This is a genomic window from Myroides sp. WP-1, assembly GCF_014145635.1.
Classification (GTDB): Bacteria; Bacteroidota; Bacteroidia; order Flavobacteriales; family Flavobacteriaceae; genus Flavobacterium.
The window spans coordinates 107,238-126,375 of sequence record NZ_JACHTC010000007.1; the positions used below are offsets into that span (position 1 = coordinate 107,238).

At 35.3% G+C, this 19,138-nt stretch carries 20 protein-coding genes; 10 read left to right on the forward strand and 10 right to left on the reverse strand.

What is annotated here, in order from left to right; all coding sequences use genetic code 11:
* The first annotated feature begins 2 nt into the window (after window positions 1-2).
* Complete coding sequence (locus tag H4K33_RS08915) at window positions 3-488, forward strand: PH domain-containing protein (protein ID WP_182648109.1); 486 nt, start codon at window positions 3-5, stop codon at window positions 486-488.
* A 194-nt stretch (window positions 489-682) separates the two neighbouring features.
* Here H4K33_RS08915 and H4K33_RS08920 read toward each other — a convergent pair whose 3' ends face one another.
* Entirely contained in the window at window positions 683-1,303 is a 621-nt protein-coding gene (locus H4K33_RS08920) for a hypothetical protein (RefSeq protein WP_182648110.1), read from the reverse strand.
* Window positions 1,304-1,531: 228 nt separating this feature from the next.
* Here H4K33_RS08920 and H4K33_RS08925 point away from each other — a divergent pair, with 228 nt between their 5' ends.
* The 8 genes from H4K33_RS08925 (at window position 1,532) to H4K33_RS08960 (ending at window position 8,448) form a co-directional block, all read left to right on the forward strand.
* Window positions 1,532-2,623 carry a diphosphomevalonate/mevalonate 3,5-bisphosphate decarboxylase family protein gene (locus H4K33_RS08925; protein WP_182648111.1) on the forward strand — a complete coding sequence of 364 codons (1,092 nt, stop codon included), beginning with the start codon at window positions 1,532-1,534 and terminating at the stop codon, window positions 2,621-2,623.
* 53 nt (window positions 2,624-2,676) lie between these two features.
* Entirely contained in the window at window positions 2,677-3,075 is a 399-nt protein-coding gene (locus tag H4K33_RS08930; RefSeq protein WP_182648112.1) for a hypothetical protein, read from the forward strand.
* 30 nt (window positions 3,076-3,105) lie between these two features.
* On the forward strand, window positions 3,106-3,699 hold the full coding sequence (locus H4K33_RS08935; protein ID WP_182648154.1) for a penicillin-binding protein activator LpoB: 594 nt from the start codon (window positions 3,106-3,108) through the stop codon (window positions 3,697-3,699).
* Between the two features lie 11 nt (window positions 3,700-3,710).
* A complete protein-coding gene (locus H4K33_RS08940) occupies window positions 3,711-5,135 on the forward strand; it encodes a COG3014 family protein (protein WP_182648113.1) in 1,425 nt (474 codons plus the stop codon).
* Between the two features lie 4 nt (window positions 5,136-5,139).
* Entirely contained in the window at window positions 5,140-5,493 is a 354-nt protein-coding gene (locus tag H4K33_RS08945; RefSeq protein WP_182648114.1) for a cysteine-rich CWC family protein, read from the forward strand.
* A 75-nt stretch (window positions 5,494-5,568) separates the two neighbouring features.
* Complete coding sequence (locus tag H4K33_RS08950) at window positions 5,569-6,507, forward strand: mevalonate kinase (RefSeq protein ID WP_182648115.1); 939 nt, start codon at window positions 5,569-5,571, stop codon at window positions 6,505-6,507.
* Window positions 6,508-6,563: 56 nt separating this feature from the next.
* On the forward strand, window positions 6,564-7,487 hold the full coding sequence (locus H4K33_RS08955; RefSeq protein WP_182648116.1) for a geranylgeranylglycerol-phosphate geranylgeranyltransferase: 924 nt from the start codon (window positions 6,564-6,566) through the stop codon (window positions 7,485-7,487).
* Window positions 7,488-7,557: 70 nt separating this feature from the next.
* Window positions 7,558-8,448, forward strand: coding sequence for a pseudouridine synthase (locus H4K33_RS08960; protein ID WP_182648117.1), 891 nt, complete (start codon window positions 7,558-7,560; stop codon window positions 8,446-8,448).
* A gap of 115 nt (window positions 8,449-8,563) precedes the next feature.
* Here the strand turns inward: H4K33_RS08960 and H4K33_RS08965 are convergent, their stop codons facing one another.
* The 4 genes from H4K33_RS08965 to H4K33_RS08980 form a co-directional block, all read right to left on the reverse strand.
* Complete coding sequence (locus H4K33_RS08965; RefSeq protein ID WP_182648118.1) at window positions 8,564-9,094, reverse strand: YceI family protein; 531 nt, start codon at window positions 9,092-9,094, stop codon at window positions 8,564-8,566.
* 26 nt (window positions 9,095-9,120) lie between these two features.
* Entirely contained in the window at window positions 9,121-9,852 is a 732-nt protein-coding gene (locus H4K33_RS08970; RefSeq protein ID WP_182648119.1) for a pirin family protein, read from the reverse strand.
* 167 nt (window positions 9,853-10,019) lie between these two features.
* On the reverse strand, window positions 10,020-10,598 hold the full coding sequence (locus tag H4K33_RS08975; protein WP_182648120.1) for a Crp/Fnr family transcriptional regulator: 579 nt from the start codon (window positions 10,596-10,598) through the stop codon (window positions 10,020-10,022).
* A gap of 94 nt (window positions 10,599-10,692) precedes the next feature.
* The gene (locus tag H4K33_RS08980; RefSeq protein WP_182648121.1) at window positions 10,693-11,883 is read right to left on the reverse strand and encodes a pyridoxal phosphate-dependent aminotransferase; all 1,191 of its coding nucleotides are present in this window, start codon (window positions 11,881-11,883) and stop codon (window positions 10,693-10,695) included.
* Between the two features lie 114 nt (window positions 11,884-11,997).
* On the opposite strand from H4K33_RS08980, the gene rsmG reads away from it, so the two are divergent.
* Window positions 11,998-12,627: a 16S rRNA (guanine(527)-N(7))-methyltransferase RsmG gene (gene rsmG / locus H4K33_RS08985; protein WP_182648122.1), complete on the forward strand. Its 630-nt coding sequence runs from the start codon at window positions 11,998-12,000 to the stop codon at window positions 12,625-12,627.
* Between the two features lie 459 nt (window positions 12,628-13,086).
* Here rsmG and H4K33_RS08990 read toward each other — a convergent pair whose 3' ends face one another.
* The 5 genes from H4K33_RS08990 to H4K33_RS09010 all read right to left on the reverse strand — a co-directional run bounded on the left by H4K33_RS08990 (window position 13,087) and on the right by H4K33_RS09010 (window position 19,135).
* Complete coding sequence (locus H4K33_RS08990) at window positions 13,087-13,968, reverse strand: universal stress protein (protein ID WP_182648123.1); 882 nt, start codon at window positions 13,966-13,968, stop codon at window positions 13,087-13,089.
* A 6-nt stretch (window positions 13,969-13,974) separates the two neighbouring features.
* Window positions 13,975-15,561 carry a BCCT family transporter gene (locus tag H4K33_RS08995; protein ID WP_182648124.1) on the reverse strand — a complete coding sequence of 529 codons (1,587 nt, stop codon included), beginning with the start codon at window positions 15,559-15,561 and terminating at the stop codon, window positions 13,975-13,977.
* A gap of 200 nt (window positions 15,562-15,761) precedes the next feature.
* The gene (gene pruA, locus H4K33_RS09000; RefSeq protein WP_182648125.1) at window positions 15,762-17,387 is read right to left on the reverse strand and encodes an L-glutamate gamma-semialdehyde dehydrogenase; all 1,626 of its coding nucleotides are present in this window, start codon (window positions 17,385-17,387) and stop codon (window positions 15,762-15,764) included.
* Between the two features lie 98 nt (window positions 17,388-17,485).
* Window positions 17,486-17,872, reverse strand: a complete 387-nt coding sequence (gene apaG, locus H4K33_RS09005; RefSeq protein ID WP_182648126.1) for a Co2+/Mg2+ efflux protein ApaG — start codon at window positions 17,870-17,872, stop codon at window positions 17,486-17,488.
* An 18-nt stretch (window positions 17,873-17,890) separates the two neighbouring features.
* The gene (locus H4K33_RS09010) at window positions 17,891-19,135 is read right to left on the reverse strand and encodes a DUF5103 domain-containing protein (protein ID WP_182648127.1); all 1,245 of its coding nucleotides are present in this window, start codon (window positions 19,133-19,135) and stop codon (window positions 17,891-17,893) included.
* Between the last annotated feature and the right edge of the window lie 3 nt (window positions 19,136-19,138).

Here is a 19,138-nt window from a genome sequence, read left to right on the forward strand (position 1 = left end):
ATATGAAATTTACATACTATAATACGAGTAGTAACTTGTTGCTTTTGCTCGTTTGTTTAGGACCTTTTTTATCAACGGCCATTTTCTTTTTATTTGTCGGTGTTGGTATAGTTAAGCTGTTTGCTCTTGTTTTATTCTTTTTGTTTTTGGTATTCTTTTATAAAATTGTCTTTATGAAAGTGAGCATCGACGAAAAAGGAGTGCTATATAAAAGTTTGTTTAAAGAAAAATTTTTGGCTTGGACCGAGATTCAAGACGTTTTGATTGTAGTTAGAGAAAGACGTTCTATACCTGATTACTATAAATTAGAAGAGTGGATTCAATCCGGACGTTCAGGAAAAAGTTACTTTTTGTTGTTTCGAACAACAAGTGAATTTCCTGCAAATCCGATGTTTATGTTTAGTGCACCAATTGATACAGACTATATTAGCGTACAATGTAGAAAGGCAGTTTTAACACAAGTAAACCGTTATTTTTACGGTTCTTAAACTTATCATAATTAAATCAAAATTGGTGATAACATTGTTGATAAGTTTATTTTGAAATAGTGGAATCCAAGGGATTTTTATGTTCCTTTGGCAAACACACAACTAAAAAATCAGAGTCTCATTCTGATTTAAAGATGTATGTAATTTTGTAAGTGCTAATAGAAATATGGAAGGTCTTCCCTTCCATATTTTTTTTATGATTTATTGAAAGGATTGTAGACTAATGCAAGTGTTCGTTGATAATCTTTTATAAATCGTGTAATCACAGTAAATGTGGATAATCCTATCAGTGTTTTGATTGTCCAATTTTCGATAGGTATAAGAAAAAAGATCAGTAATAAGGCGCTAATCGTCATAAACATGCGGAGGTTGTAATGTCCTGTATGTATAGGGTGTTTATATAAAATCATAAACAACAAGAGCACGATTATTGTACTTCCTGATAAGAATAATAATTCTTTCCAATTGGAGGTTGTAAAAATAGAATAGGCAACAGCAAGTAAGCCTGAAAGAAGACTAAGTATTAAATTGGTTTGATCCAGAAGGTATATTCTAGGTACCAAACGCAATTCAATCGAGAGATCCTCTGTAAGTTGAATACTTTGTTTCTTCTTTTCATTTATTTGAGCCAAGGAAATTGTACGTTGAACATTTCCGTATACAAAGGTTAGTTCTTCTACTGTATGATCAAGTAGTAGGTTTGTTTGTGAAGAAGTGTCAACTTCATTGATGAAATTTGTCTCAGCGTAAATGAAAACAGAATAATTACCAGCTAAATTCATTTTAGATGTCGTTGTAAGGTGTAACTTTTTCATGTTTTAAATCATTTTATTGTCCGCGTTAAAAGCAAGTTAATAAAATTTTAGTTATAATGCAATTTTTGATTGATTTTTATTAACATTTGGCAGTGTGTTGTTTGTTGAGTTGAAAGATAGGTGGAAAAATGAGTTAGATTATCCATTTAGTATAAGTTTTGTTAGATGTCATTGGGTCACTGTCGTATGTAATAAAAAGGTAGTATTTTTGTCAAAAAGAGGAAAGGAATGATAAACGCAAGTGATTTTATATTCGATAAAAATAAAAGTACGAAGACCGCTGTACAGCAAGGACAATTTACGTGGAGTGCTCCGAGTAATATTGCATTAGTGAAATATTGGGGTAAAAAGGAAAATCAAATTCCAGCTAATCCTTCTTTGAGTTTTACATTGAGTAATTGTAAAACGATAACAACATTGGCTTTTACGCCAAAAGAAGAAAAGGGGATTAGTTTTGATCTATTTTTTGATGGACAGCCTAAAGAAGAGTTTAAGCCTAAAATACAAAAGTTTTTTGAACGTATTCTCAACTACTGTCCTTATATCGAGGAGTATCATTTTACAATAGACACGACTAATACATTTCCTCATAGTTCGGGTATTGCATCTTCTGCATCAGGCATGGCTGCCCTGTCAATGAATATCATGTCATTGGAGCGTGCGCTTTATCCTACAATGACAGAAGTCTACTTTTTAAATAAAGCTTCTTTTTTAGCGCGCTTGGGTTCTGGGAGCGCCTGTCGAAGCATTAAAGGAGAAGTTGTTGTTTGGGGTGAGCAAGCGGATGTAGTAGGTAGTTCCGACTTATTTGGTATTGACGCGCCTTTTGCTATTCATCCCAACTTTAAGGAATATCAGGATGTAATTTTACTGGTAGACAAAGGAGAAAAACAGGTGTCTAGCACAGTTGGACATGATTTAATGCACAATCACCCTTTTGCTGCTGAGCGTTTCAAACAAGCACATCAAAATCTAAGTATGTTAAAAAATATACTTGAAACAGGAGATTTAACTAAGTTTATGGCTTTGGTAGAAAGTGAAGCTTTAACCTTACATGCCATGATGATGACTTCTATGCCTTACTTTATTTTGATGAAGCCAAATACCTTGCAGATCATTGAAAAAATATGGGCATTTAGAGCTAAGACTGCAATTCCCGTTTGTTTTACTTTAGATGCAGGAGCGAATGTCCACCTACTTTTTCCTGTAACTGTAAAGGCTGAAGTTCTCCGTTTTGTACAGGAAGATTTAAGTGATTTTTGCCAAAATAAACAGTTTATAGAAGATAAAATGGGGAGTGGGGCATTATTTATTAAATAAAAGTGCTAAATTTACAGTAGAAAAATAGTGTTTAATAAACAATAGACAAAGCTATGAGAAATCTTATTAAGTTATTAGGACTCGTGATGTGTAGCTTGTTTACTTATCAAGCAAACGCACAATCACCTATAAACGATCAAAATCCAAATTATCATGTAAGTATGGAAAAATACATGATGAACAAGGATTCTTTAACCCTTACTTTAGGTGAAACAGTTCACAATACATACAAAGCATATGATTGGTATGAAGCAAAACAAGAACGAAAAGCGCTAAAACGACAATATCGCCATGAAGAACGCATGGCAAGAGCAAAATACGGACGTTCCTATTATTCCGACTACGGATATAACTACAATTCAGGATACAATAGTTATTACAGAAACTATAGCAATTGGAATTGGATGCCGCGTATTGGCTTTAGAACTGGGAACTGGTGGTTCTCTATTTAGTAAAAAAAATTAATGAATAATAAAAAAAGTATGCAAATTAAAAAGATAGCTTTGGCTGCAATTTTAGCAGCGTCAGGTTTGTTTATCACATCTTGTGGTCGTCAAGTTACACGTGTTAGTACAGAAGAAACAATCGACTTAAGTGGTAGATGGAATAATTCAGATTCAAGAGAAGTTGCACAGCAAATGACAAGACAAGTACTTGATGGTGGTTGGATTGGAGATTTTCAAGAGGATAACAATAACAAAAAACCAGTAGTTATCGTGGGCATGGTATACAACAAAAGCCATGAGCATATTGATGCTGAAACATTCGTTAAAGATGTGGAGCAGTCTTTTATTCAATCTGGACGTGTTCGTTTAGTACAAGGAGGTAAAAAACGCGAAGAACTAAGAGGTGAAAGAGCGGATCAACAAACAAATGCTTCTGCTTCTTCAATGAAACAATTTGGTTTAGAACAAGGTGCAGACTTTATGTTGCAAGGTTCGATTAACTCAATTGTAGATTCACACAAAAAGAAAAAAGTTGTTTACTACCAAGTTAATTTAGAGTTAACGAATCTACAAACCAATGAAGTTGTTTGGATTGGAGACAAAAAAATAGCGAAATACGTAAAAAACTAAACTTATAATTTATGGTTTTCAATCGAACCATATCTTCCATAACAAAAACATTAGTGCCCTTGGCGCTAATGTTTTTCGTCTTTGGATGCGCCACATATCACGATAGAATTACAGATTATTACCAACGGATGACCCAAGAAGATTACGTTGGAGCAGATAAAGCCCTAGACAAAAATAAGCTATTACAAAAGTCGAGAAATCTCCTGTTGTTTTATATGGAGAAGGGAAGAGTAGAGCATTTGAAAGGCAATTATGCATTGAGTAATCAATATCTAAATAAGGCGGATCTCTTAATTGAAGATCAAGTATCCAAGTTTGGAGATGTGATGGTAGGACTGTTTTTAAATTCGATGTCCCAAAGTTATAAAGGGGAAGAATTTGAAATTTTTATGCTACACTATTATAAAGCATTAAACTACTTATATCTTGGACAATCACAAGAAGCCATCGTCGAAGCTCGACGTATCTCGCTTCAAAACTACCAACAAGGTGACAAGTATAACGATAAAACAACGCGTTATTCAAAGGATGCATTTGCTTTGAATTTGCAAGGACTCATCTATGAATCTGTCGGAAATTACAACGATGCTTTTATCGCTTATCGCAATGCAGTTGAAGTTTATCAAAGTGCAGTTGGTGGATTGTATTACGGGGTGAGTATTCCTGAAAACTTAAAGTATGATGTCATGAATATGGCAAATAAACTTGGGTTTACCGGTGAGTTGAGAAAGTTTGAAAAAGAATTTGCGATGCCTTTTAAAGCCTATCAACAGGCTGAAGGAGGAGAGTTAGTTGTTTTTTGGGAAAATGGTACAGCTCCAGTAAAAGAAGAAGAAAGTATGTTTTTCTCTTTAATAAAAGGAGATAGTGGTTCTTTAGTTTTTACTAATGCATTAGGGATTATGATTCCCTTAGATTTTGGTATAGCAGGAAAAACGGATTTAAGTGACGTACACAGTGTAAATATAGCCTACCCGAAGTACATTAGTACACCTGTTCCCTACACAAAAGCACAAGTAGAGGTCAACGGAACAGCAACCTATGTTTTGGAAAAAGTACAAGATATTGATGTTGTAGCGGTTTCAACTTTACAAGAACGTGCCGGAAAAGAATTAGGAAAGATTTTGACTCGTTTAGCGGTTAAAAAATCGGCGGAATATGCCGTGAAAGCAGCAGCTAAGTCGAATGATAATAATGCCGTATTAGAAGGCTTGGGATTCGGATTGCAATTGTATAATTTATTTTCTGAAAAAGCAGATACCCGTAATTGGCAAACCCTTCCTGCAGAAATAAAGTATGCACGTGTTCCTTTGGTAAAGGGGAAGAACCAGCTATCGTTTAATTTACAACGAGTGCAAGGGCAAAATGTTAATCAAAAAGTGGAGATTGAAGCAAATGGCGGACTACAGTTCTACAATTTTGCAACAATGAGATAAATGTATGGCAAAAAATAAAGTGTGTACACGTTGTAAAACACCCATTACTTGTCTGCCAGAGACCATTGAACACTGCGATTGTACACAAGTTCAACTTCATCCTGATGCGAAAGCATTTTTGCGTTCTTCTTTTCACAAATGCTTGTGTAATACTTGTTTAGAACACATGAATCAGTTGATTGTAGATGCAAGAACGGAAGATTTTCCGCGTAAACGAAGTGAAATGGTTGAGGGTAAACACTATTATTTAGAAAATGGATATTTTGTGTTTACCGAATTATATCATTTACTCAAAGGACAATGTTGCCAAAATGGATGTAGACATTGTGTTTACGGTTTTAAAAATCGTTATCTATAGAAAAAAAATAAAACAAAACTACCTAAGCGTGAATATTATACGTACCTTTGTCGGGTAAATTTACTTTTATAAGCTATGAAAGGACCTTTATTTTATTCTAAGATTCTTCTATTTGGAGAATACGGAATTATAAAAGACTCAAAAGGATTATCAATTCCTTATAATTTTTATAAGGGAGCTCTAAAGATGGAGGATAACTTAGAAGGATTCGCTAAAAAATCAAATGAATATTTGAGAAATTTTGCTGCTTATCTTGTAGATATGCAGGAATCAGAACCTACATTGGTTCAATTTGATATGGATCGTTTACAAATGGAAATTGAAAACGGACTGTATTTTGATTCAAGTATCCCTCAAGGTTATGGTGTTGGAAGTAGTGGTGCTTTGGTAGCAGCTATCTACGACCAATATGCTTTGGAAAAAATTACAGTTTTAGAAAACTTGAGCAAGGATAAATTGTTGAAGTTGAAAGAAATTTTTGGTAAAATGGAAGCTTTCTTTCATGGTACGAGCTCAGGATTAGATCCTTTAAATAGTTATTTAAGCCTGCCTATTTTAATTAATTCAAAAGACAATATTGAACCTGCGGGTATTCCATCACAAAGTTTGGATGGAAAAGGAGCGGTGTTTTTAATTGATTCTGGAATTGTAGGTGAAACTGCTCCTATGATCACCATCTTTATGGAGAAATTAAAAGAACAAGGGTTTAGAAAAGTATTGAAAGAAGAATTCATTAAGCACACAGATGCTTGCGTAGAAAACTTCTTAAAAGGTGACCTGAAAGCACTATTCAATAATACGAAAGAACTTTCCTCTGTTGTTTTCAATCACTTTAAACCAATGATTCCAGAGCAATTTCACAATGTTTGGCAAAATGGAATTGAAACCAATGACTACTACTTGAAATTATGTGGTTCTGGTGGAGGTGGATACATCTTAGGATTTACTCCCGATATTGACAAAGCAAAAGAAACGCTTAAAGACTATAAACTAGAAGTAGTATATCAGTTTTAAGCAACAACTATAAAAGAATGTTATAACCGTTTTACTAATCGAGAGAAAAATATAATATGTTATCTAGGAAAAATAAAATACTCTTAGCTAAAATATTCAGTTTGTTTTCTGTGGTAAGGGGTTATAACATTTTTGTTATTATTTTAGCCCAATACTTAGCCTCAATTTTCATTTTTGCACCAGAAAAAAGAGCGTTAGATGTCATTCTGGATTGGCGCTTATTTCTTATTATTTTAGCATCTGGATTGGCGATCGCCTCAGGCTATATCATTAATAATTTTTACGATGCGGAAAAGGACTTAATCAATCGTCCGAATAAATCTATGTTGGATCGATTAGTGAGTCAGACAACAAAGTTAAGGGTTTATTTTCTACTTAATTTCTTATCCGTTTGTATCGTATTTCCAGTTTCTATACATGCAGTAATTTTCTTTGCAGTGTATATTTTTCTGTTGTGGTTCTATTCCCATAAATTAAAAAAATATCCTATCATTGGAAATTTATTAGCTTCTTTGCTTGCAATGTTGCCCTTTTTCGCGATTCTAATGTACTTTCAATCGTTTTATATCTCTATCTTTATTCATGCTTTTTTCTTGTATTTGATTATCCTCATGCGAGAAATCATGAAAGATCTAGAGAACCTAAAGGGGGATTTTGCTAATAATTATCAAACAATTCCTGTTCGCTTTGGAGAACAAAAAGCGAAGGAAGTTCTTACGGGTGTTTTTGTATTGGCCTTAATCCCGATCTACTTGATGACGGTGCGTTACGATGTAGGTTATATGATCTATTACTTTTATTTTAGCATCGTTATTTTGCTTTTCTTTTTAGTAAAGCTGTGGAGATCGCATACCACTCAAGAATACCATCAATTGCATTTTTTACTTAAACTTTTAATCTTATTAGGCGTGCTATCCATCGTGTTAATTAAACCTGATGTTTTAGCTAGTGGAAAGTATCTTTTGGAAGAGACTTTATAATTAAAAGCTATATTTTTTTGTATATTGAAATAAAAGAAGGAGTTTGTCTATCTTTGCAAAAATATTTAATATGAATAACGGTAAATCAGGTTCTAGAAAAAACCAATCTAATCGCAGTGGTAAACCAAAATCTGGAGGGGCAAAGCCTTTTCAGAAGCGAGCTAGTCAAGGACAAGGAACACAAAAACCTAAGCCTTCTGCTAGAACATTCGATAAAAAACCAAAAGTTGTAACTGCGCCAAAAGAAGATAATGGCGAGATGCGCTTAAATAAGTACATTAGTAATTCTGGTGTTTGCTCTCGTAGAGACGCCGATTTATATATAGTTTCTGGTAACGTAAAAGTCAACGGTGAAGTAGTAACGGAATTAGGTTATAAAGTTAAGGTAACGGATGTCGTGAATTTTGACGGTATGGTGATTACACCAGAGAAAAAGGTATACATTGTTTTGAACAAACCAAAAGGATTCGCTACAATTAATGAAGAGATTGTTAGTCAAGAAAATGTATTGAGTTTGGTTAAAAATGCGACTAAATCCTATATAGCACCTGTTGGACGTATGGATAAAAGTACGTTGGGATTAATGTTATTTACAAATGATACGAATCTAATTCAGAAATTGAGTTCTCCAGAGCAACGCTCTTCTAAAATGTACCAAGTATCTTTAGATAGAAATTTGAAGTATGAAGATTTAGAACGTGTTCAAAAGGGAATCTATATCGAAGAAAAACGCGTTTTTGTAGAAGATGTTGCTTATGTTGAAAATCAACCCAAAACAGAAATCGGAATCAAGTTAAAAGCCTCTAACGTAAAGTTGGTACGTGCTTTATTTGAATCAATGGATTACAACGTATTGAAAGTTGATCGCGTGATGTATGGGTCAATTACAAAATGGAATCTACCAAGAGGAAAATGGAGATTCTTAACAGATGAAGAGGTTCGAAGTCTACAACAAGGATAGATCGCTAACGTCATCAGTTGAAAGTTTTAAAAGATACAAAAGGGCAAGTTTAAAGTAAACTTACCCTTTTTTGTTTCTATTAGCTGCTTAGCTTTCGCTATGTTTGACATGTCAATTAGGCTAAAACAAATTGTGTTTCTATATCAAAATTAACTTCTTCACTAACTAAAAGACCACCTGCTTCTAAGGCTGTATTCCAGTTGAGATCCCAATCTTTTCTATTTACTTTTCCTGTAAGAGCTAAAGCAATTTTAGCATTTCCCCATGGATCAATAATAATTCCGCTGTATTCTGCGTTTAGTTTTACTTCTTTGCTTACTCCGTGCATCGTCAAAATACCCGTTACACTGTAGTGTGTTTCTCCTTTTTTCTCAATATTGGTTGAGCTAAAACTTACGGTAGGGAATTGTTCTACATCAAAGAAATCTGCACTTCTCAAGTGGTTATCTCGATCTGTATTGTTGGTGTCTATAGAAGCGGCTTGTGCTTCAAAACTAATTGTGCTATTTTCAAAATTGTCATTAACTACATTCAAAGTAGCGTTGTAATCTGTAAATGTTCCTCTTACATTGGTAAACATCATGTGTTTGATTTTAAAACCAATTAAAGAATGTGTGGTATCGATTGTCCATTTTTTTGTTTCCATCGTTGTTAAATTTTAGTTGTTTGTAATTATTGTAAGTAACTAGGTAATTCCATTGGAACTTCCATTAATAATAGTTGTGCATCTGTTGTTGCCTGAACGTCTAGTGAAGTGATATCCCATATACCAAGAGCATCTCTTCGATCTAAAGTTTGTCCGTTTACGGTAATACTACCTTCTAAAACAAATAGGTATATCCCATTCTCTTTGTCTTTTAGATCGTAGTTTAGTGTTTTATTTGCCTCTAAATCAGCTAAGTGGAACCATGCGTTTTGATGAATCCACGCTCCTGCATCATTTGGATTAGGCGATAGAATTTGATCCCAATTATTTTTTCTATTAGCCACATCTAAAGGCAATTGCTGATAACGTGGTGTAACGTGTAACTGATTGGGAAATAACCATATTTGTAAGAATTCCGAAGCTTCTGTTTCGCTTGGGTTAAACTCACTGTGTTGTACACCTGTACCTGCACTCATCACTTGGATTTCGTTGGCATGTATGGTTTCTCCGTGTCCCATACTGTCTTGATGAGCCAAGCTTCCTTTGAGTGGGATGGAAATAATTTCCATATTCTCATGAGGATGGGTTCCGAATCCCATTCCTGGTGCTACATAGTCGTCATTGAGTACACGTAAAACACCAAAGTGTACGCGATCATTGTTTCTGTAGTTTGCAAAACTGAACGTGTGGTGTGATTTTAACCAACCGTGATCGGCATAACCTCTTGTATCTGATTTGTATAAAATAAAATTCTCCATAGCTGTATTGATTTTGTTATACAAAGATACAGCTAGTCAGTGGTTTATGTGCTTAATGTAGGTTAAGAAATAGTGGGGGGATTGTTGTTCGTTGTTTGTTGTTCGTTGTTGTTTGTGACAATCGACAATCAACAATCGACAATCAACAATCGACAAACAATAAACTTTTATTTCGCAGTAAGGATTCTCTTTTTCAGTTTGCTGAAGAATTCTGGTGTAATACCAAGATAGGAGGCAATTTGCTTTTGAGGTAAGCAGTGTTTTATCTCTGGGAAACGCTCACAGAAGCGTTCATAGCGCTCTTCTGCCGTAAGGGATAGGTTATCCATTAAGCGCTGTTGATTGGCAATTAACGATCGCTCAATGAGGATTCGAAAATAGCGTTCCATTTTAGGCACTTGATCAAAGAGAATTAATTGTTGAGCTCTTGTCATGGTAAGTACCATGGCATCTTCCACAACTTCGATGTAGGAGTTTCCGGGCTTCTGAGACAAAAAGCTGTACATATCGGCAATCCACCAGCCATTAGTTGCAAAACTAACCGTGTGTTCAACAATTTGATCATCGACAAAGTAGTTGCGTAAGATACCAGAAACGACAAAAGTTGAGTTATAACAAACCTCTCCTTCTAAAAGAAGTTTTTCTTTAGCACTATAGCGATGAGATTCAAAAGAATCTAATACAATTTTCTGTTCAATTTCTGTAAGCGTAACATGATTCGCAATACTTTCTAATAGTATATCCACAACAATCGATTTATCTTATAAAAGTACAATTTTATTTATACAAAAAAAAGCGCTAATACAACTGTACTAGCGCTTTTTATTATATTAAAGGAGCTTATTTCAAAGCTTCTTTCATTCGTTTTAATGCTTCTGTTAATTGATCTTCGCTAGTTGCATAAGACAAACGGATGCAGTTTGGATTTCCAAAAGCATCACCTGTAACTGTAGCAACATAAGCTTTATCTAATAAATACATTGATAAATCATTAGCGTTGTTAATGGTTACTCCTTGTAAAGTTTTACCAAAGAACGAGGATACATCTGGGAATAAGTAGAATGCACCATCAGGTACATTTACTTTGATACCAGGTATGTCTCTTAACAGGTTTACTACTAAGTCTCTTCTGTTTTTAAAAGCTTGTACCATGTCTTTTAATACGCTAGGGTCTGCATTTACGGCAGCAATTGTAGCGCGTTGTGCGATAGTATTTGCTCCTGAAGTAACTTGTCCTTGCATTTTAGCACATGCTTTTGCGATAAATTCAGGCGCGCCAATATATCCAATACGGTACCCTGTCATAGCGAAGGCTTTTGAAATTCCGTTTACAGTAATGGTACGGTCAATTAAATTGCCAATAGAACCAATGCTGCAATAAGCACTTCCAAAATTAATGTGCTCATAAATTTCATCCGAAAGGATGTAAATAGAAGGGTGTTTTGCCAATACAGCACCAATCGCTTCTAATTCAGCTTTGTCGTAAACAGATCCACTTGGATTACAAGGTGAACTGAACCAAATCATTTTTGTTTGTGGAGTAATCGCATCTTCTAATTGTTGAGGAGTGATTTTGAAATCCGTGTCAATCGTTGTAGGTACTTCTACTGGAATACCTTCTGCAATTTTTACAATTTCTGCATAACTCACCCAAAATGGAGCAGGAATGATGACTTCATCTCCCGGATTAATCATCGCTTGGGCTACGTTGAATAGCGCTTGTTTAGCTCCTGTAGATACTACAATTTGATTTGCGGTATAGTGTAAGTTGTTATCTCTTTTAAATTTGTTGCTAATAGCCTGTCTTAGCTCTAAATATCCTTCTACTGGAGGATATTTACTGTAGTTATCTTTGATGGCTTGAATAGCAGCTTCCTTGATAAAGTCAGGTGTATTAAAATCGGGTTCACCAAGACTCAAGCTGATAATGTCTATTCCTTGTTCTTTTAGCTCGCGAGCCTTTGCGGCCATCGCTAAAGTCTGTGAAGTTGTAAGATTGTTAATTCTATCTGATAGAACTTGAGTTTCCATAGGTATTGATACATTTAAATAGTATCGATCAAAGGTAAGTATAATAAATTATAATATAGTTTACAGGTGGTTTATTTACCGATAAAAAAAGCTATTTTTGTCAAAACTTTTGAAATGGAAGAAATTTTAAAATATTTCCCTAATTTAACGCCAGAACAGATCGCTCAATTTGAGCAATTGGAAAGTGTATATAACGAATGGAATGCGAAAATTAACGTTATTTCTAGAAAAGATATACACGAATTGTATGTGAAACACGTCTTACATTCTTTGGGTATTGCCAAGGTGATGGAATTTGTTCCGGGTAGTAGTGTGTTGGATGTTGGAACAGGGGGAGGTTTTCCGGGTATTCCATTGGCTATCATGTTTCCTGAAACTAAATTCTACTTGATTGATATCATCGCTAAAAAAATACGCGTAGTTAATGAAGTGGTACAAGCGCTGGGATTACAAAATGTGGTAGCAGAGCAAAAAAGAGCAGAAACAGTGGATGAGAAATTTGATTTTATTGTAAGCCGTGCTGTAACGAATATGCCTGATTTTGTCAAGTGGATTCGCCATAAAACAAAAAAAGAAAATAACCACGAATTCGAAAATGGGATCTTATATCTGAAAGGTGGAGATTTAACAGAGGAACTGCAAGATTTTCCTAGAGCCGTTCAATTCGATTTGAGCAATATTTTTGACGATGAATTTTTTGAAACAAAAAAAGTAGTTTATCTGCCGTTGAAATATAAAGGGTAAGTAGGAGAGAGGAAATCGAAACGCAGTGAAGATTCATCGAACACAAAAACCAATATAAAATAGGTGAGATAAAGAGGAGAGAGGAGAGAGGAAAGAGGAGAGAGGAAAGAGGAAATCGCAGCGCAGCGTAGATTCATCGAACACAAAAACCAATATAAAATAAGTGAGATAAAGAGGAGAGAGGAGAGAGGAGAGAGGAGAGAGGAAATCGAAACGCAGTGAAGATTCATCGAACACAAAAACCAATATAAACTCGGTGAGATAAAGAAGAAAGAGGCGAAATCCGTAGGGGTAAATGGCAATTTGACAACTAACAGAATAAATTATAAAAAAGGCATGGATTGTAATTACAATCCATGCCTTTTTTATATCATGATTATTTTTACACAAAGTGTTCAAGATAATAATAAATCGAGCTGAAACCTCATATCATGCCCTTTACCTCTCTCTTCTTTCTTTTTACTTCTTTCCAATCAGTGGTTTGACAAAAAGCAAACACGTATCGGTAGGACGATGTAGTACATGAGTAGCAACACTTCCTAAAATAATATCTTTAATTCCTGCAGAACCTTTGACTCCTAGAATCATCAAATCTGCTTTTTTGGTTTTAGCATATTGAATTAGTGCTGCGGCAACATTCTGATTTTTAGCAGGTACAATTTCAATTTCGGTATGTTGGGCATAAGCTTTGTTCCATTTTTCTTCTTTTTCCTTGATATCCTCCAACGAAATTTTGTCCAACTCTTTTTCTGTCATCATTGGTAAATAACTCCAGTATGATTTTGAGATATGTACTGCGGAGTGCTGGATGGGTTGTCCTTTAGAATTGTTTTTAAAGCGATCTGCCCAAAGCATAATTGCAGGAGTATAACGCGAAAAATCAATCGCGTCAATTACCGTTTCAATTGGGATATGAAATGTTTCTGGAACGAGTAAGGTGGCGCAAGGAAGAATTCGAATCAACTTGTTTGCTAAAGCGCCATTTCCTGTAAATTGTTGCTTATTTCCTAGTAGAAGTAAATCGTAGTTCTTTTGTTTAGCAATAGTAGCAAAAGCAATTTCAGAATAGTTTTCTACTGTCACGAATATTTCATGCGTATAGTTAACTTCTGTTGCTGCAATTTGCCCTTCTACTCTTTTCTTAATTCGCTCTTGAATGAGTGTTAGTTGCTCTTTTTCAATGAGTTCTTTTGGAAGCTCACCTAGTTTCAGGTTGTGTATAAAGGTGATCTGTCCTATATTTAAAATATGGTCGAGTATTTTGGCGTATTGGATTAGATACTGATCCATTTCTGAGAGATCTAATCCAATTAGTATGTTGAGTGTTTTGTTGGTTTCCATGCTGTGTTATTTTTGTTGTTCTTCAATTAAGTCAGAAATAATTTCCTTGTAACTTCTCTCTTGTTTAGACTTGAGCTGTTTAGCCTTTTTATTTAATTCATCTTGTAATCCTTTTTGTAGGCTGTAACACATGAAAAGCAAAATCATTGCGAAAGGAAGTCCCGTTATAATTACTGCCGTTTGGAGTGCATCTAAACCTCCTCCCCACAGAAGTACAATAGCGATCAGCCCTTGAGCAAATGACCAAAAGACGCGTTGCCAAACCGGTGAATTTCCTTCACTTCCTGAAGTGATATTATCAATCACGAGTGAACCTGAATCGGAAGACGTGATAAAAAAGGAGAAGATTAGTATAATTGCAACAATCGATAAGAAATTCGTAAAAGGGAAGTTTTCTAAAAAGACAAATAAGGCCGTTGAGATATCTTCTTTTACAGCGTGAACCATTGTCATGTCTCCTTCTAAGATGGTGTGTAAAGCGCTTCCACCAAATACATTCATCCAAAGTAAAGTAATCAAACCAGGAACAATGAGCACACCTAGAATGAACTCTTTGATTGTTCTACCTTTTGAAATTCGAGCAATAAAGCTTCCTACGAAAGGAGACCAAGCAATCCACCAAGCCCAATAGAAGATGGTCCAGATATTTTGCCATCCAGAACCTTGATAAGTATCGTTCCATGTGCTAATGTCGATAAAGTTCGCCAAGTAAGACCCTGTATTTTGTACGTATCCTTTGAGGATAAATAAGGTAGGACCAAGAACAAAAATCAAGATCATAAAACCAGAGGCCATATACATATTAACATTACTCAACAGTTTTACACCTTTGTCTAATCCGGAGAAGACGGAAATGGTTGCCACACTGATTACACCAATAATAATTCCTGCCTGCATTAAAGGAGAAATCTCCCATCCGTAGAGGTATTCTAGTCCAGCTGTAATTTGGGTTACTCCCAATCCCAGTGAAGTAGATAGCCCAAAAACAGTGGCTAATGTTGAGAGAATATCAATGGTATGTCCCCACCAACCGTGAATTTTCTCACCCAAGAAAGGGTAAAGTAAAGAACGGAATGTCATGGGTAATCGTCGATTGAATCCGAAGAAAGCTAGGGCTAACCCAACGATGGCATAAATAGCCCACGCGTGTAACCCCCAGTGTAAGCTGGTAAATTCCATTGCTTGTATAGCAGTGTCGATATCGCTATCTGCAGGTCGTGGAGGGTTAAAGAAGTGAGAGACGGGTTCTCCAATACTAAAGAACATAATTCCGATTCCCATTCCTGTACTAAAAAGCATAGCAAACCAAGAAGGTTTAGAAAATTCAGGTTCTGCATCATCACCACCTAAACGGATACTCCCATATTTGCCAAAGGCTAAAAAGAGAGCAAAAATCAGGATGATATTAACGGTAAGAATAAAAAACCAACCAAAGTTTTCTGTAACAGCAAGCTGTCCGATATGAAACCAATCACCTACTTTACTAGGGAAAAGGAGACAAACGGAGATTAATGCAATAATTAGTACAATTGAAGTGGTAAAAACAGGAGGATTAATAACCAACTGTTTGTTGTCTAGTAATTTTTTAAACATGAGTTATATACTATTTGTTAATAATTATAACCCAGTACTTTAGAAATAAAATAAGGAACTTTTTCTACTGAAAAAGTATAAAAGCAAAATATAAAAGTAATTTTTACTTAATCGTGTCGTCAGCGAAGAAGAAACGATCCCAATAAAAAGCACTGAATTGTGAAATAAAAAAGGCGGTTAACAAACCGCCTTTGTATGTATTATCCTAAGAACGGATATTTGTAATCTTTTGCAGGAACAAATGTTTCTTTAATTGTTCTTGGCGATACCCAACGCAATAAGTTCAAGATAGAACCGGCTTTGTCGTTGGTACCAGAAGCTCTTGCTCCACCAAATGGTTGTTGACCTACAACAGCACCTGTTGGTTTGTCATTGATGTAGAAGTTACCAGCAGAGTTAACTAATGCTTCAGTTGCTTCAGCGATTGCGTAACGACATTGAGAGAAGATAGCTCCAGTTAACGCGTAAGCTGAAGTTTCGTCTACTAATTTCAATGTTTCCGCCCATTTAGCATCCTCATATACGTAAATAGTTAAAACAGGACCAAATAATTCTGTTTCCATTGTATCGTATTTTGGATTCGAAGTTAAGATAACCGTTGGTTCAACAAAATAACCTACAGATTTATCGTATTTACCTCCTAATACTACTTCTGCATCTTTAGCTGCTTTAGCTTCTTCAATTGCTTTGGCTAATTTGTCGAAAGAACTTTCAGAAATTACAGAAGAAACGAAGTTAGATGGATCTACTGGAGAACCCATTTTGATTGTCGCTAAGTCAGCAGCCATAAAGTCTTTTACTTGTGGCCACAAAGAAGCAGGGATGTATGCTCTAGAAGCGGCAGAACATTTTTGTCCTTGGTATTCGAAAGCACCTCTAGTTAAGGCTACAGCCACTTCTTTAGCGTTTGAAGATGGATGTGCTAACACATAATCTTTACCACCTGTTTCCCCAACAATTCTTGGGTATGTTTTATAATTGTTGATGTTTTGTCCGATTTTTGTCCACATGCTATTGAAAACGCCCGTTGATCCAGTAAAGTGGATTCCAGCGAAATCTGGGCTAGCTAAAAGTGTATCTGTAATCATAGCAGAATCTCCGTAAACAACGTTGATTACACCGTCAGGTAAACCTGCTAATTTGAATACTTCAACGATTACTCTAGCAGAGTAGATTTGTGTAGCAGATGGTTTCCAAACAACAACGTTCCCCATCATAGCAACTGAAGACGGTAAGTTTCCAGAAATTGCTGTAAAGTTAAATGGAGTAATTGCATATACGAAACCTTCTAAAGGTCGGTGCTCTAATCTATTCCAAACTCCATCTACTGATAAAGGTTGTTCTGAATAGATTTGAGTCATGTATTCTACGTTGAATCTCAAGAAATCAATAAATTCACAAGCAGCATCAATTTCTGCTTGGTGTAGCGTTTTAGCTTGAGCAATCATTGTAGCAGCATTGATTTTAGCGCGGTAAGGACCTGCTAATAATTCAGCTGCTTTTAAAAAGATAGAAGCTCTGTGTTCCCATGGCATTGCAGCCCATTTTTTCTTTGCTTCTAAAGCAGTACTAATTGCCTTTTCTACTAAAGCTTTGTCTGCTTGGTGGTAAACACCTAATTTATGTTTGTGATCAAAAGGTGGGAATAAATCTTTTGTATTTCCAGTTCTGATTTCTTCTCCACCAATATATAATGGAATATCAACTAATTGGCTATATTGCTCTTTGAAAGAGTTCAAAGTCAATTCTCTCTCTTGCGTTCCTGGCGCGTATGATTTTACAGGCTCATTAATTGCACTTGGAACTTTGTAGAATCCTTTTGACATAATGTACTTTTTTTCGGGTTTATTAAAATATATAACTACAAAGATAATTAATTTTACTCGAACTAGCGGTTATTACACACTAGTTTAACTTAAAGCGTCTAATTTAAAATAAAGGGAGCAATGAGTTTAAAAAAGGGAATTTCCACTGTGATCATCTCCTCATTATCTGTTCGAATCACATTGTAATAACCTTGCATCGCTCCAGAAGTAGAGGTTAAAACACAACCGCTACTATAGGTGTATTTCTCATTGGGATGGATAAAAGGTTGTTCGCCAACTACTCCTAATCCTTCTACAACTTCTTTCGCATTGAGTGAATCATAGATCTCCCAATGACGAGAATGAATTTGAATGGTTGTATCACTCTGATTTTCGATGGTAATTTCATAACTAAAGGCAAATTGCATGCTATTGCTTCGTTGGAAAAAACCTTCATACAGTGTTTCTACGGTTACATTAACTCCTTTGGTTTGTTTGGATACCATATTGTTATTCTTTTGTTCTTAATATGTTATTTGTTCGGCATTAGCTTCTGCAAAGCCTATTACGCGATCATATAGATCGGTTGTTCCCTTATAATATACTAAAACTTGATACTTATTTGTGGTTAAGGCATGATTGCCATCTGGATTATGTGCCGGACTAACTTTTCCTTTTTGAGCAGTGGTGACATTGTAGTTGGTGAATCCCTGTTTGATCAATACTGCTTTTTCATAGCGTTCGGTTTGCGGATTGTAGTCCAATTGATGTTCTGAGGTCAACTCATAATTATTGAACATTCCCGTAACATAGTACGTATTGTTTTTGTCATCGTCAATAGGTTCAAAACTAAAATAAACCCAACTGTATTCGCCCTCAATACTTGCATTTTTGCCAAATAGGTTCCTTACTTTAAATGATCCGTTAATATCAGGAAAGTATGAATACTTCTTCTCTAACCAACCGGTAATAGGGTAGAGTATTGTTTTGTACATATCATTTTCTTTCGAATTGGAGTAAATCATGTTATTGGCTTGTTTCAAATCGCTGTTGTCAAAATAGCGAAATTGATTACCACCCCAAAAACTAGTTTCTTGATCGTACTTGTAAATTAAGTCTGTCCCTAAGGTATATTGAGGGGGTACTTTTGTGATGTATGAGTCCCAACGCCCATTTTGAAATAAGGCGATCTTTACGTTTGACGTAGGATTTTGATAGGGTTGCTCGCCTAGTTTTACAGTAAGCTCTAAGGTTTGTTTCTGGTCAATGTAAGTGAGGTCTCGTGCTCGTTTTACTTGTGCACCTACACTTGCTACATTTTCATATAACACAAATTTACGTCGTATAACTACTTGATTGTCTTCGTCGTAAATTTCGAGAATATAGTTACCACTTTTGGTAATTCGATAAACAGAATTGGGAATTGTCAATCGATAATGAGTATACATCTGTAAGGTGTTGAATGAAGTGGTATACTGTTGAATACGCTGATTATCCATTCCTTGGATGTAGTCTATAGGTTTTAGCTGTGAAGGTGTCCAATCGTAGTTATAAGCAAGTACACGATAAAAGTAATTACCTTCGTCACCGTATAAATCGTCAAATTCAATTGAAAAGCTTTCATTTAGTGGGAAAAATGGGGTAACTGCCATCTCATTGTTCATGAATGCAGCCATTTTAATGTAATTAGCTGTGTAATCTTGTGTTTTTTGCGCTTGAATGAAGCTTGTACAAAACAATAAAAGGAAAAGCCAATACTTGTTCAACATGAA